The sequence below is a fragment of the Staphylococcus sp. GDY8P120P genome (assembly GCF_017892065.1).
Classification (GTDB): Bacteria; Bacillota; Bacilli; order Staphylococcales; family Staphylococcaceae; genus Staphylococcus; species Staphylococcus nepalensis.
Genome location: NZ_JAESKI010000022.1, coordinates 75,138 through 88,612 on the forward strand (window position 1 = coordinate 75,138; position 13,475 = coordinate 88,612).

The 13,475-nt window shown below is 36.6% G+C and carries 25 protein-coding genes; 24 read left to right on the plus strand and 1 reads right to left on the minus strand.

The genetic code is table 11. The features are described 5' to 3' along the window. Nucleotides 1-13: 13 nt before the first annotated feature. A complete protein-coding gene (locus tag KA900_RS12255; protein WP_096808679.1) occupies nucleotides 14-1,348 on the plus strand; it encodes an NCS2 family permease in 1,335 nt (444 codons plus the stop codon). A gap of 138 nt (nucleotides 1,349-1,486) precedes the next feature. Here the strand turns inward: KA900_RS12255 and KA900_RS12260 are convergent, their stop codons facing one another. Further along, complete coding sequence (locus KA900_RS12260; RefSeq protein ID WP_207572738.1) at nucleotides 1,487-1,876, minus strand: hypothetical protein; 390 nt, start codon at nucleotides 1,874-1,876, stop codon at nucleotides 1,487-1,489. A gap of 355 nt (nucleotides 1,877-2,231) precedes the next feature. Between KA900_RS12260 and rpsJ the strand changes: the two genes are divergently transcribed. From rpsJ to KA900_RS12375, 23 genes are all read left to right on the plus strand, one after another. Beyond that, a complete protein-coding gene (gene rpsJ / locus KA900_RS12265; RefSeq protein WP_002482611.1) occupies nucleotides 2,232-2,540 on the plus strand; it encodes a 30S ribosomal protein S10 in 309 nt (102 codons plus the stop codon). 23 nt (nucleotides 2,541-2,563) lie between these two features. Next, nucleotides 2,564-3,223 carry a 50S ribosomal protein L3 gene (rplC, locus tag KA900_RS12270; protein ID WP_096808681.1) on the plus strand — a complete coding sequence of 220 codons (660 nt, stop codon included), beginning with the start codon at nucleotides 2,564-2,566 and terminating at the stop codon, nucleotides 3,221-3,223. A 26-nt stretch (nucleotides 3,224-3,249) separates the two neighbouring features. Beyond that, nucleotides 3,250-3,873, plus strand: coding sequence for a 50S ribosomal protein L4 (rplD, locus tag KA900_RS12275; protein ID WP_096808682.1), 624 nt, complete (start codon nucleotides 3,250-3,252; stop codon nucleotides 3,871-3,873). Then, nucleotides 3,873-4,148: a 50S ribosomal protein L23 gene (gene rplW / locus KA900_RS12280; protein ID WP_019468642.1), complete on the plus strand. Its 276-nt coding sequence runs from the start codon at nucleotides 3,873-3,875 to the stop codon at nucleotides 4,146-4,148. The genes rplD and rplW overlap by 1 nt, the downstream gene beginning before the upstream one ends. A 28-nt stretch (nucleotides 4,149-4,176) precedes the next feature. Then, the gene (rplB, locus tag KA900_RS12285) at nucleotides 4,177-5,013 is read left to right on the plus strand and encodes a 50S ribosomal protein L2 (protein WP_096808683.1); all 837 of its coding nucleotides are present in this window, start codon (nucleotides 4,177-4,179) and stop codon (nucleotides 5,011-5,013) included. A 64-nt stretch (nucleotides 5,014-5,077) separates the two neighbouring features. Beyond that, entirely contained in the window at nucleotides 5,078-5,356 is a 279-nt protein-coding gene (rpsS, locus tag KA900_RS12290) for a 30S ribosomal protein S19 (RefSeq protein WP_096808684.1), read from the plus strand. A gap of 28 nt (nucleotides 5,357-5,384) precedes the next feature. Further along, entirely contained in the window at nucleotides 5,385-5,738 is a 354-nt protein-coding gene (gene rplV, locus KA900_RS12295) for a 50S ribosomal protein L22 (protein WP_096808685.1), read from the plus strand. 23 nt (nucleotides 5,739-5,761) lie between these two features. Then, nucleotides 5,762-6,415 (plus strand): 30S ribosomal protein S3, encoded by a 654-nt coding sequence (rpsC, locus tag KA900_RS12300; protein ID WP_096808686.1) that lies wholly within the window; start codon nucleotides 5,762-5,764, stop codon nucleotides 6,413-6,415. Nucleotides 6,416-6,417: 2 nt separating this feature from the next. Continuing rightward, on the plus strand, nucleotides 6,418-6,852 hold the full coding sequence (gene rplP / locus KA900_RS12305; RefSeq protein WP_019468647.1) for a 50S ribosomal protein L16: 435 nt from the start codon (nucleotides 6,418-6,420) through the stop codon (nucleotides 6,850-6,852). Continuing rightward, nucleotides 6,842-7,051 (plus strand): 50S ribosomal protein L29, encoded by a 210-nt coding sequence (rpmC, locus tag KA900_RS12310; protein WP_002509269.1) that lies wholly within the window; start codon nucleotides 6,842-6,844, stop codon nucleotides 7,049-7,051. Before rplP ends, rpmC begins: the two co-directional genes overlap by 11 nt. A 26-nt stretch (nucleotides 7,052-7,077) precedes the next feature. After that, nucleotides 7,078-7,341, plus strand: a complete 264-nt coding sequence (gene rpsQ, locus KA900_RS12315; protein WP_096808687.1) for a 30S ribosomal protein S17 — start codon at nucleotides 7,078-7,080, stop codon at nucleotides 7,339-7,341. 30 nt (nucleotides 7,342-7,371) lie between these two features. Then, nucleotides 7,372-7,740: a 50S ribosomal protein L14 gene (gene rplN, locus KA900_RS12320; protein ID WP_019468649.1), complete on the plus strand. Its 369-nt coding sequence runs from the start codon at nucleotides 7,372-7,374 to the stop codon at nucleotides 7,738-7,740. 41 nt (nucleotides 7,741-7,781) lie between these two features. After that, nucleotides 7,782-8,099, plus strand: coding sequence for a 50S ribosomal protein L24 (rplX, locus tag KA900_RS12325; RefSeq protein ID WP_096808688.1), 318 nt, complete (start codon nucleotides 7,782-7,784; stop codon nucleotides 8,097-8,099). Between the two features lie 25 nt (nucleotides 8,100-8,124). Beyond that, nucleotides 8,125-8,664: a 50S ribosomal protein L5 gene (gene rplE / locus KA900_RS12330; RefSeq protein ID WP_096808689.1), complete on the plus strand. Its 540-nt coding sequence runs from the start codon at nucleotides 8,125-8,127 to the stop codon at nucleotides 8,662-8,664. A 21-nt stretch (nucleotides 8,665-8,685) separates the two neighbouring features. Beyond that, nucleotides 8,686-8,871, plus strand: a complete 186-nt coding sequence (locus tag KA900_RS12335; RefSeq protein WP_096808690.1) for a type Z 30S ribosomal protein S14 — start codon at nucleotides 8,686-8,688, stop codon at nucleotides 8,869-8,871. Between the two features lie 31 nt (nucleotides 8,872-8,902). Beyond that, complete coding sequence (gene rpsH / locus KA900_RS12340) at nucleotides 8,903-9,301, plus strand: 30S ribosomal protein S8 (protein ID WP_096808691.1); 399 nt, start codon at nucleotides 8,903-8,905, stop codon at nucleotides 9,299-9,301. Between the two features lie 27 nt (nucleotides 9,302-9,328). Beyond that, a complete protein-coding gene (rplF, locus tag KA900_RS12345) occupies nucleotides 9,329-9,865 on the plus strand; it encodes a 50S ribosomal protein L6 (protein ID WP_096808692.1) in 537 nt (178 codons plus the stop codon). Between the two features lie 31 nt (nucleotides 9,866-9,896). Then, complete coding sequence (rplR, locus tag KA900_RS12350; protein WP_096808693.1) at nucleotides 9,897-10,259, plus strand: 50S ribosomal protein L18; 363 nt, start codon at nucleotides 9,897-9,899, stop codon at nucleotides 10,257-10,259. Nucleotides 10,260-10,279: 20 nt separating this feature from the next. Continuing rightward, nucleotides 10,280-10,777, plus strand: coding sequence for a 30S ribosomal protein S5 (gene rpsE / locus KA900_RS12355; protein ID WP_096808694.1), 498 nt, complete (start codon nucleotides 10,280-10,282; stop codon nucleotides 10,775-10,777). A gap of 16 nt (nucleotides 10,778-10,793) precedes the next feature. Beyond that, nucleotides 10,794-10,973, plus strand: a complete 180-nt coding sequence (rpmD, locus tag KA900_RS12360; protein WP_096808695.1) for a 50S ribosomal protein L30 — start codon at nucleotides 10,794-10,796, stop codon at nucleotides 10,971-10,973. Between the two features lie 16 nt (nucleotides 10,974-10,989). Further along, entirely contained in the window at nucleotides 10,990-11,430 is a 441-nt protein-coding gene (rplO, locus tag KA900_RS12365) for a 50S ribosomal protein L15 (protein ID WP_096808696.1), read from the plus strand. Continuing rightward, on the plus strand, nucleotides 11,430-12,722 hold the full coding sequence (secY, locus tag KA900_RS12370) for a preprotein translocase subunit SecY (protein WP_096808697.1): 1,293 nt from the start codon (nucleotides 11,430-11,432) through the stop codon (nucleotides 12,720-12,722). Before rplO ends, secY begins: the two co-directional genes overlap by 1 nt. Nucleotides 12,723-12,739: 17 nt before the next feature. After that, the gene (locus KA900_RS12375; RefSeq protein ID WP_096808698.1) at nucleotides 12,740-13,390 is read left to right on the plus strand and encodes an adenylate kinase; all 651 of its coding nucleotides are present in this window, start codon (nucleotides 12,740-12,742) and stop codon (nucleotides 13,388-13,390) included. Nucleotides 13,391-13,475 lie beyond the last annotated feature (85 nt).

Sequence of the window (13,475 nt, forward strand, 5' to 3'; positions counted from 1 at the left end):
AGGAGAACTTACTGTGAAAAAGTATTTCAAGTTTGATAAACATGAGACTAATTATAAAAAAGAAATACTTGGTGGTTTAACAACTTTCTTATCAATGGCATATATTTTAGCTGTTAACCCTCAAGTACTTAGTTTAGCAGGTGTAGACGGGGTATCCGAAAGCATGAAGATGGACCAAGGCGCCATTTTTGTTGCCACTGCGCTAGCAGCATTTGTTGGTTCGCTATTTATGGGACTAATAGCTAGATATCCTATAGGTTTAGCGCCAGGTATGGGATTAAATGCATTCTTCGCTTTTACTGTTGTATTAACTATGGGTATACCATGGGAAATTGGATTAACAGGCGTACTATTTTCTGGTGTCGTTTTCGCATTTCTAACTATGACAGGTCTTAGGGAAACAATTATTAATGCAATACCTTTTCAAATGAAAATGGCAGTATCTGCAGGTATAGGGCTCTTCATTACATTTGTAGGATTACAAAGTTCAGGAATTATTGTTAATAATGATTCTACATTAGTAACACTAGGAAATATTACAGATGGTCCAGTATTGCTAACAATATTTGGTATCGTGGTTACAGTGATACTTTACGCAGTAAGAGTTCCAGGTGCCATATTTATAGGTATGGTTATCACTTCTATCTCAGGTATGTTAACTGGCTTAATACATACGCCGAGTGGAATCGTAGGTAAGATACCAAGTATTGAACCAACCTTTGGTGCTGCATTTGAAGCATTTAAAGATCCAGCGCAACTATTTACGGTTCAATTTTTAATCGTTATTTTAACTTTCTTGTTTATAGATTTCTTTGATACTGCGGGGACACTTGTTGCCGTAGCTACACAAGCAGGTATCATGAAAGATAATAAATTACCAAGAGCCGGACGTGCGCTTTTCTCTGATTCATTAGCCACGATTGTGGGCGCAATTTTTGGTACAACTACGACAACATCCTATATAGAGTCTAGTTCTGGTGTAGCTGTTGGTGCGCGAACAGGATTTGCCAGTGTAGTTACAGGCTTCTGTTTTTTGTTAGCGATATTCTTCAGTCCGCTTATGGAAGTAGTAACAAGCGCAGTTACTACGCCAGCATTAGTTGTAGTAGGGGTTTTAATGGCGGCTAACTTTGCAGAAATTGATTGGAAAAAATTTGAAGTTGCGGTGCCCGCGTTTATTACGATTATCATGATGCCGTTGTCGTATTCAATCGCTACAGGTATTGCATGTGGTTTCATTTTTTATCCTATTACAATGTTAATTTCTAAAAGACATAAAGAAGTACATCCCATTATGTACGGTTTGATGATATTGTTTATATTATATTTTGTATTTGTTCATGGTTAAAAATAAAATCCCCTTGCTTCGAGATAATTCGAATGCAAAGGGATTTTTTATTTATATATAAGTTACATAACGACGTATTAAAACCAGTTTCTACATTATAATGTTTCACCTAACTAGAAAGTATGAATAATATGATAACTAATTTTTTTCTTCCTGTTTTTCTTGAGTATAAACAACTTTTGCATGCTTATTGGGGATATATAGTGGCGTAGAAAATACAATTAAAATAAAGAACAACATTAAAAAGAATAAAATCCAATGGATGATCATACCGATAAACGGTACAAATGCTATAAATGAACCAATCACACCTAATAATGGAATTAATAACATTGGTTTAATAGTATTTTGCTTATCTGCAACTAATATAATAACAATTATAAAATACAGCAATGCATTCAAAAGCAATGGCTGCCAACCAAGACTAAAGATAATACTGCCTCCTAAAAAGGGAACGCCATATATAAATTCTCCAATAATTAAAATGAGACTTAATACGATAAGCGTTGTACGAATACCACTTTTCATAAATATTCACCACCTGACATTGTATAGTATAAACGAAATTAAAAAAGAAAAATAATATTTAGTCATTCGATGACTATCATAAAATAAAAGTATAAAAATTTTTCAAAAGAGGTTGAACTGAATATTTTATTCAAGTATAATAACAAGGTATGTGTTAGGCAAAAAGTAAAAAAGTTTTGCAGAAAAGCTTGAAAACTCACTGCTTTTCATGTAACATATCTAATGTTGGACTTTAAGAACACGCGATGAAGCGAAAGGTTACTGACACACCCGGCCGCTTTGCCATGGCGCTGTGTGAGATAGTTTTCGTGGAGAAGTCTATCACTTAAATGTAGACGTATAAGGAGGGAAAATTATGGCAAAACAAAAAATCAGAATCAGATTAAAAGCTTATGATCACAGAGTTATCGATCAATCTGCAGAAAAAATTGTTGAAACAGCAAAACGTTCTGGTGCAGACGTTTCTGGACCAATTCCGTTACCAACTGAAAGATCAGTTTACACTGTAATTCGTGCCGTGCATAAGTACAAAGATTCACGTGAACAATTCGAACAACGTACACATAAACGCTTAATCGATATTGTTAACCCTACACCAAAAACAGTAGACGCTCTTATGGGCTTAAACTTACCATCCGGTGTAGACATCGAAATTAAATTATAAAAAAATTAGGAGGTGGACTTTCGATGACCAAAGGAATCTTAGGAAGAAAAATCGGGATGACACAAGTTTTCGGTGAAAACGGTGATTTAATCCCAGTAACAGTAGTAGAAGCTAGTAAAAACGTAGTATTACAAAAGAAAACTGAAGAAGTAGATGGCTATAATGCAATCCAAGTAGGCTATGCTGATAAAGAAGCTTACAAAAAAGGAAGCAAATCAAGCAAATATGCTAATAAGCCAGCTGAAGGACATGCTAAAAAAGCAGATTCAGCACCTAAGCGCTTCATTCGTGAATTCAGAAACGTTAACGTTGATGAATACGAAGTAGGTCAAGAAGTCTCAGTTGATACATTTGAAGCCGGTGAAATCATTGATGTAACTGGCGTATCTAAAGGTAAAGGTTTCCAAGGTGCCATTAAGCGTCATAATCAAGCACGCGGACCAATGTCACATGGTTCTCATTTCCATAGATCACCTGGTTCAGTAGGTATGGCGTCAGACGCTTCAAAAGTTTTCAAAGGGCAAAAGATGCCTGGACGTATGGGTGGAAACACTGTAACAGTCCAAAACTTAGAAGTAGTTCAAGTTGATACTGAAAATAATGTTATTTTAGTAAAAGGTAACGTGCCAGGTCCTAAAAAAGGATTCTTAGAAATTTCTTCATCAATTAAAGGTAATAAATAAAATAGAGCGAAAGGAGGAAATGCATAATGGCAAATTATGATGTATTAAAAGTAGATGGAACTAAATCAGGTTCAGTTGAATTAAGCGATGCAGTATTTGCAATCGAACCAAACAACAATGTTCTTTTTGAAGCAATTAACTTACAACGTGCTTCATTACGCCAAGGTACTCATGCTGTTAAGAACCGTTCAGCAGTACGTGGTGGTGGACGTAAACCATGGAGACAAAAAGGTACAGGACGTGCGCGTCAAGGTACAATTCGTGCTCCACAATGGCGTGGTGGTGGTATCGTATTTGGACCAACACCAAGAAGCTATGCTTATAAAATGCCTAAAAAAATGCGCCGTTTAGCATTGCGTTCAGCATTATCATTTAAAGCACAAGAAAATAGCTTAACAGTTGTAGATACATTAAGTTTTGAAGCTCCGAAAACGAAAGAATTCAAAACTGTACTTTCTAACTTAGAACAACCTGAAAAAGTGTTAGTAATCACAGAATCTGAAGATGTGAACGTGGCATTATCAGCTCGTAACATCCCTGGCGTTCAAGTGACAACAGCACAAGGTTTAAACGTTCTAGATTTAACAAGCGCTGACAGTGTAGTAATCACAGAAGCAGCTGCTAAAAAAGTTGAGGAGGTGCTCGGATAATGGAAGCAAGAGACGTTCTTAAGCGCCCCGTAATTACTGAAAAATCATCAGTTGCAATGGCTGAAGACAAATATACATTCGATGTTGATACTCGTGCTAATAAAACACAAGTAAAAATTGCTGTAGAAGAAATCTTCGATGTTAAAGTTGATAGTGTAAACATCATCAACTACAAACCGAAGAAAAAACGTATGGGCCGTTACCAAGGCTATACAAACAAACGACGCGTAGCAATCGTTAAACTAAAAGAAGGATCAATCGATCTATTTAACTAATAAATTACCAATAAGGAGGTAAACGACAATGGCTCTAAAAAAATATAAGCCAATTACTAACGGTCGTCGTAATATGACTAGTTTAGATTTCGCAGAAATTACGAAAACTACTCCAGAAAAGTCATTATTACAACCGCTACCGAAAAGAGCGGGACGAAATCACCAAGGTAAATTGACTGTTCGCCACCATGGTGGAGGGCATAAACGTCAATACCGTGTAATTGATTTCAAACGTAACAAAGATGGTATCCAAGCAAAAGTTGATTCAATTCAATATGATCCAAACCGTTCAGCAAACATCGCATTGTTATTTTATGCTGATGGAGAAAAACGTTACATTATTGCGCCTAAAAACTTAAAAGTAGGTCAAATACTTGAAAACGGTGAAAATGCAGATATTAAAGTTGGTAATGCATTACCATTACAAAACATTCCAGTAGGTACAATTATTCATAATATCGAGTTGAAACCTGGTAAAGGTGGACAAATTGCTCGTTCTGCTGGCGCTAGTGCGCAAGTATTAGGTAAAGAAGGTAAATATGTATTAATCAGATTAAGATCTGGCGAAGTACGTATGATTCTTTCAACTTGCCGTGCGACAATAGGTCAAGTTGGCAATATTCAACATGAACTTGTTAATGTTGGTAAAGCTGGCCGTTCAAGATGGAAAGGTCTTCGCCCAACAGTTCGTGGTTCTGTTATGAACCCTAACGATCACCCACACGGTGGTGGTGAAGGACGCGCACCAATCGGTATGCCTTCTCCAATGTCACCATGGGGCAAACCAACACTTGGTAAGAAAACACGTCGCGGTAAAAAATCATCTGATAAACTTATCGTTCGTGGACGTAAGAAGAAAAAATAAAAATAACTTATTTGGGTGTGCGGCTTAAACGCTGCACGCACATAATAAGAAGGGAGGCGCCACTATGGCTCGTAGTATTAAAAAAGGACCTTTCGTTGACGATCACTTAATGAAAAAGGTTGAAGCTCAAAGCGGAAGTGAGAAAAAACAAGTAATCAAAACTTGGTCACGTCGTTCAACTGTTTTCCCTGATTTCATCGGACATACATTCGCTGTTTATGATGGACGTAAACATGTACCTGTATTCGTAACAGAAGATATGGTTGGTCATAAACTAGGAGAGTTTGCACCAACACGTACATTTAAAGGTCACGTAGCAGACGATAAAAAAACAAGAAGATAGTATCTAACAGGTAGAGGAGGAAATTGGAATGGAAGCAAAAGCGGTTGCTAAAACAATAAGAATCGCACCTCGTAAAGTTAGATTAGTATTAGATCTAATTAGAGGCAAAAGCGCTGGTGAAGCGATTGCGATCTTAAAATTAACAAACAAGGCTTCATCGCCAGTAATTGAAAAATTATTAATGTCCGCTTTAGCGAATGCTGAACATAACTACGACATGAATACAGATGAATTAGTAGTTAAAGAAGCTTATGCTAATGAAGGACCAACATTAAAACGTTTCCGTCCACGTGCACAAGGTAGTGCAAGTGCGATCAACAAACGTACAAGCCACATTACAATCGTCGTGAGTGACGGTAAAGAAGAAGCGAAAGAAGCTTAATAAATTCTTAAGGAGGGAACACTGTGGGTCAAAAAATTAATCCAATTGGACTTCGTGTCGGTGTAATCCGTGATTGGGAAGCTAAATGGTATGCAGAAAAAGACTTCGCATCATTATTACACGAAGATTTAAAAATCCGTAAGTTTATTGATAACGCATTAAAAGAAGCTTCAGTTTCTCATGTAGAAATTGAACGTGCTGCTAATCGTATCAACATCGCTATTCACACTGGTAAGCCAGGTATGGTAATCGGTAAAGGCGGTTCAGAAATTGAAAAACTTCGTAACAAATTAAATTCATTAACAAACAAAAAAGTACACATCAACGTAATTGAAATCAAAAAAGTTGATTTAGATGCTAAATTAGTAGCAGAAAACATTGCACGTCAATTAGAAAACCGTGCATCATTCCGTCGTGTACAAAAACAAGCAATTACAAGAGCGATGAAACAAGGTGCTAAAGGTATCAAAACACAAGTATCTGGTCGTTTAGCTGGTGCTGATATCGCTCGTGCAGAACAATATTCAGAAGGAACTGTTCCACTTCATACACTACGTGCTGACATAGGCTATGCACACGCAGAAGCAGACACAACTTATGGTAAGTTAGGTGTCAAAGTGTGGATTTATCGTGGAGAAGTTCTTCCTACTAAGAACACTAGTGAAGGAGGAAAATAATAATGTTACTACCAAAACGTGTTAAATATCGTCGTCAACATCGTCCTAAAACAACTGGTCGTTCTAAAGGCGGTAACTATGTAACATTTGGTGAGTATGGTTTACAAGCTACTACAACGTCTTGGATTACATCTCGTCAAATCGAATCAGCTCGTATTGCAATGACTCGTTATATGAAACGTGGCGGGAAAGTTTGGATCAAAATCTTCCCACATACACCTTACACTAAAAAACCTTTAGAAGTTCGTATGGGTGCTGGTAAAGGTGCCGTTGAAGGCTGGATTGCTGTTGCAAAACCAGGTAGAATTTTATTTGAAGTTGCAGGCGTAAACGAAGAAGTTGCGCGTGAAGCATTACGTTTAGCAAGTCACAAACTTCCAGTTAAAACTAAGTTTGTAAAACGTGAAGAATTGGGTGGTGAAACAAATGAAAGCTAAGGAAATTAGAGACTTAACCACTTCTGAAATCGAAGCACAAATCAAATCTTCAAAAGAGGAGCTTTTTAACCTACGCTTTCAGTTAGCTACAGGTCAATTAGAGGAAACTGCACGTATTCGTACAGTAAGAAAAACGATTGCACGTCTAAAAACTGTTGCTCGTGAAAGAGAAATTGAACAAGGTAAGGCTAATCAATAATTTAATTGAAAGAGGAGGTTACTAAAGTGAGCGAAAGAAATGATCGTAAAGTTTATGTAGGTAGAGTCGTTTCCGATAAAATGGATAAGACAGTAACTGTACTTGTTGAAACATACAAGACCGACAAACTATATGGCAAACGAGTAAAATACTCTAAAAAATACAAAACACATGATGAAAACAACTCAGCTAAATTAGGGGACATCGTTAAGATTCAAGAAACACGTCCTTTATCAGCAACTAAGCGTTTCCGTTTAGTAGATATTGTTGAAGAATCAGTAATTATTTAATAAACAGTGAAGATAAAGGAGGTTTAACTCATGATCCAACAAGAAACACGATTAAAAGTAGCAGATAACTCTGGTGCACGTGAAGTACTTACAGTCAAAGTATTAGGTGGATCTGGTCGTAAAACAGCGAACATTGGTGACGTTATCGTCGTTACTGTTAAACATGCTACACCAGGCGGCGTTGTCAAAAAAGGTGAAGTAGTTAAAGCTGTTGTTGTACGTACTAAATCAGGTGTACGTCGTAATGACGGTTCATATATCAAATTTGATGAAAATGCATGTGTCATCATTCGTGACGACAAAGGCCCACGTGGTACTCGTATTTTTGGACCAGTTGCGCGTGAATTACGTGAAGGTAATTTCATGAAAATCGTATCATTAGCTCCAGAAGTACTATAATAAACTATTTATAAATATATAAATTTAAGGAGGTGCCACACATGCATATCAAAAAAGGTGACAACGTAAAAGTTATCGCAGGTAAAGACAAAGGTAAAGAAGGTAAAGTAGTAGCTACTGAACCTAAAAAAGACCGTGTCGTTGTGGAAGGTGTTAACACTATCAAAAAACACCAAAAACCAACTCAATTTAATCCTGAAGGTGGAATCTTAGAAACAGAGGCAGCAATCCATGTTTCTAATGTACAATTATTAGATCCAAAAACGAATGAACCGACTCGTGTAGGTTATAAATTCGAAGATGGCAAAAAAGTTCGTGTAGCTAAAAAATCTGGCGAAGAAATCAAATCTAATAATTAATAACTAGTTGAAAGGAGGATCCACTGTGAATCGTTTAAAAGAAAAATTCAATACCGAAGTTACATCCGACTTAGTGAAAAAATTCAACTATAGTTCTGTAATGGAAGTACCAAAAATAGAAAAAATTGTAGTAAACATGGGTGTTGGTGATGCTGTACAAAACGCTAAAGTATTAGATGATGCTGTAGAAGAATTACAAGCAATCACTGGGCAAAAACCATTAGTAACTAAAGCAAAAAAATCTGTCGCTACATTCCGTTTACGTGAAGGTATGCCAATTGGAGCTAAAGTAACACTTCGTGGTGAAAGAATGTATGACTTTTTAGATAAATTAATATCTGTATCACTTCCACGTGTACGTGACTTCCGTGGTGTTTCAAAATCAGCATTCGACGGTAGAGGTAACTACACATTAGGTGTTAAAGAACAATTAATTTTCCCTGAAATCGACTATGATCGCGTAAGCAAAATAAGAGGAATGGATATCGTTATCGTAACGACTGCTAACACTGACGAGGAAGCTCGTGAATTGTTAACACAATTCGGTATGCCATTTCAAAAATAATCTCTAAAGGAGGCTAATTAAGTGGCTAAAAGTTCAATGGTTGCTAAGCAACAAAAAAAACAAAAGTTCCAAGTACGTGAATATACGCGTTGTCAACGCTGTGGTCGTCCACATTCTGTATATCGTAAATTTAAATTATGCCGTATTTGTTTCCGTGAATTAGCTTATAAAGGCCAAATCCCTGGCGTTCGTAAAGCTAGCTGGTAATAGAAAAAAGTCTGAAAGGAGGCAACATTCAATGACAATCAACGATCCAATTGCAGATATGCTAACTCGAGTAAGAAACGCAAACATGGTGCGTCATGACAAGTTAGAATTACCTGCTTCAAATATTAAAAAAGAAATTGCTGAAATATTAAAAAGTGAAGGTTTCATTAAAAACGTAGAATATGTTGAAGACGATAAACAAGGGGTTATCCGTTTATTCCTTAAATATGGTCAAAATAATGAACGTGTTATCACTGGATTAAAACGTATCTCAAAACCAGGTTTACGTGTGTATGCTAAAGCGAATGAAGTACCAAGAGTACTTAATGGTTTAGGTATTGCATTAGTTTCAACTTCTGAAGGTGTTATCACTGATAAAGAAGCAAGAAAACGTAATATTGGTGGAGAAATCTTAGGTTACGTTTGGTAATTATTAATAATAAGGAGGTGCGATAACATGAGTCGTGTTGGTAAAAAAATTATTGACATCCCTAGTGACGTTACAGTAACTATCGAAGGAAATACAGTTTCTGTCAAAGGTCCTAAAGGTGAATTATCACAAACAATGAATGAAAGAATGACATATAAACAAGATGAAAACACATTAGAAGTTGTAAGACCAACTGATTCTCAAGATGATAGAACAGTTCATGGTACAACGCGTGCTTTAATCAATAATATGATTCAAGGTGTTAAAGATGGTTACAAAAAAACACTTGAACTTGTAGGTGTAGGTTACCGTGCGCAAATGCAAGGTAATGACCTATTATTAAACGTTGGCTACTCTCACCCAGTTGAGTTTAAAGCTGAAGACGGTATCACGTTCGGCGTTGAGAAGAACACTACAGTAACTGTAGAAGGTATCTCTAAAGAACAAGTTGGAGCTATCGCTTCAAACATTCGTTCAGTAAGACCTCCAGAACCTTATAAAGGTAAAGGAATTCGTTACCAAGGTGAATATGTTCGCCGTAAAGAAGGTAAAACTGGTAAATAATAAATAACTTTCAGAAGAAAGGAGTAATAAAATGATCAGCAAAATTGATAAAAATAAAGTGCGTTTAAAAAGACATGCACGTGTCCGTAGCAAACTAGCTGGCACTGCTGAAAAACCACGTTTAAATGTTTATCGTTCAAATAAACACATTTATGCACAAGTTATCGATGATGTTAATGGCAGAACATTAGCACAAGCTTCAACTCAAGATAAAGATCTAGCTAACGAAACTGGATCAAAAGTTGATTTGTCAGCTAAAGTCGGCGAAACTGTTGCTAAAAGAGCTAGCGAAAATGGTGTGAAAACAATTGTTTTTGACCGTGGAGGATATTTATATCACGGACGTGTTAAAGCGTTAGCAGATGCAGCTCGTGAAAATGGTTTAGAATTTTAATTTAAAGGAGGGACATTTACATGGCTCGTAGAGAAGAAGCGAAAGAATTTGAAGAACGCGTTGTTACAATTAACCGTGTTGCAAAAGTTGTAAAAGGTGGTCGTAGTTTCCGTTTTAGCGCTTTAGTAGTAGTTGGAGACAAAAACGGTCGCGTTGGATTCGGTACTGGTAAAGCACAAGAGGTACCTGAAGCAATCAAAAAAGCAGTAGAAGCAGCTAAGAAAAACTTAGTTGAAGTTCCACGTGTCGAAGGTACAACGCCTCACACGATTACTGGACAATTCAGTTCAGGTAGTGTATTAATGAAACCAGCAGCTCCTGGTACTGGTGTTATTGCGGGTGGCCCTGTTCGTGCAGTATTAGAATTAGCAGGTATCACTGATATCTTAAGTAAATCTTTAGGATCAAACACACCAATCAACATGGTGCGTGCAACACTTAATGGATTACAAAACCTTAAAAATGCTGAACAAGTTGCGAAATTACGTGGCAAGTCAGTAGAAGAATTATATAATTAAGGAGGGAAAATAAGTTATGGCTAAATTACAAATTACCCTCACTCGTAGTGTTATAGGTCGTCCAGAAACACAACGTAAAACTGTTGAAGCTTTAGGTTTGAAAAAAACAAACTCTTCAGTAGTTGTTGAAGATAACCCTGCTATTCGTGGGCAAATCAACAAAGTAAGTCACTTAGTGACAGTAGAAAAACAATAATTAAGGAGGTGCCGAAATGAAATTACATGAGTTAAAACCAGCAGAAGGTTCTCGCAAAGTTCGTAACCGCGTAGGTCGTGGTGCAGCTACTGGTAACGGTAAAACTAGTGGCCGTGGACAAAAAGGACAAAAAGCGCGTTCAGGTGGTAGTTTAAGACCAGGTTTCGAAGGTGGACAATTACCTTTATTCCGTCGTTTACCAAAACGAGGCTTTACTAACATTAACCGCAAAGAATATGCTATTGTTAACTTAGACCAACTTAATAAATTTGAGGATGGTACTGAAGTAACTCCTGCTTTATTAGTAGAATCTGGTGTAGTTAAAAGTGAAAAATCTGGTATTAAAGTATTAGGTAAAGGTTCACTTGACAAGAAGTTAACAGTGAAAGCTAACAAATTCTCTGCATCTGCAGCAGAAGCTATTGATGCTAAAGGCGGAGCACACGAGGTGATCTAATGTTTCAAACGCTTGTGAGCTTCTTTACTACAAAAGAAGTTCGTAACAAGATCTTTTTTACTCTCGCAATGTTAGTTATTTTTAAAATAGGTACTTATATTCCTGCACCTGGTGTAAATCCAGCTGCATTTGACAGTCAACAAGGTTCTCAAGGTGTCACTGACTTGTTAAACACATTTGGTGGCGGAGCCTTGCAGAACTTTTCTATCTTTGCCATGGGTATAATGCCTTATATCACTGCATCTATTGTGATGCAGTTATTACAAATGGATATTGTTCCGAAGTTTTCTGAGTGGGCAAAACAAGGTGATGCAGGTAGAAAGAAACTTAATAATGTAACACGTTATTTTGCAATTGTACTTGCATTTATCCAATCTATAGGTATGGCGTTCCAGTTTAATAATTATTTACAAGGACAACTTATTATAGACCAATCAGTAATTAGTTATTTAACGATAGCTGTTGTGTTAACAGCGGGTACCGCATTCTTAATTTGGATAGGTGAACAAATCACTCAATTCGGTGTTGGTAATGGTATTTCCATTATAATCTTTGGTGGTATTTTATCTTCATTACCTTCATCATTAATCCAGTTCTACCAACAATCCTTTGTGGGGCAAGATGATACAACATTAGCATGGTTAAAAGTTATTGGATTAATTGTTGGAATGATATTATTAACAGTTGGTGCAATATTTGTACTACAAGCTATTCGTAAAATACCAATTCAATATGCGAAAAAACAATCAGCACAACGATTAGGTTCACAAGCAACATATTTACCTTTGAAAGTTAACTCTGCAGGGGTTATACCAGTCATCTTTGCAATGGCGTTCTTCTTATTACCAAGAACATTAACATTGTTCTTCCCTGATGCTAGTTGGGCGCAAAAAATATCTGACGTTGCAAATCCATCGAATAATATCGGAATGATCGTTTACGTAGTACTCATCATTGCTTTCACTTATTTCTATGCATTTGTACAAGTCAATCCTGAAAAGATGTCTGATAACCTTAAAAAACAAGGAAGCTATGTCCCAGGGATCAGACCTGGCGAACAAACCAAAAAATATATTACTAAAGTTCTCTACAGATTGACCTTTGTAGGATCAATATTCTTAGCAGTCGTTGCTATTCTTCCAATCATTGCCACTAAGGTGATGGATTTACCACAAAGTATTCAAGTTGGTGGTACAAGTCTACTTATCGTAATTGGTGTTGCGATTGAAACAATGAAGAGTCTTGAAGCTCAAGTGAGTCAAAAAGATTATAGAGGCTTTGGTGGTAGATAAATTGTAGGAGGGCACTTATGAATATCATTTTAATGGGTTTACCTGGCGCAGGTAAAGGAACTCAAGCGAGTGAAATTGTTAAGAAATTCCCGATTCCACACATATCTACTGGAGACATGTTCAGAAAAGCGATTAAAGATGAAACGGATTTAGGCAAAGAAGCTAAATCGTACATGGATCGTGGAGAATTAGTCCCTGATGAAGTTACTGTGGGCATCGTTAAAGATAGAATTTCAGAAGACGATGCAAAAAAAGGATTCTTACTTGACGGCTTTCCTCGTACTATTGAACAAGCTAAAGCATTAAGTGAAATCATGCAAGAATTAGATAGAACAATTGACGCTGTTATCAATATAGAGGTCCCTGAAGAAGAATTAATGAACCGCCTTACTGGTCGTAGAATTTGCGAAAAATGCGGAACCACTTATCATCTTGTATTCAATCCTCCAAAAGTTGACGGCATTTGTGATATTGACGGCGGTAAATTATACCAACGTGAAGATGACAACCCAGAGACAGTTGCAAATCGTTTAAATGTCAATGTTAAACAATCTAAGCCTATCTTAGAATACTATGATAATGAAAATGTATTGAAAAACATTGACGGTTCAAAAGATATTAAAGAGGTTACTTCAGACGTAATCGAAATTCTTGAGAATCTAAAATAGTATCAACTTTGTACGGTCTATGTAATGCCAAGAGTATAAACGAAAGAGTGACAATGCGATATAGTAATTCATTTTATTTTTGTTG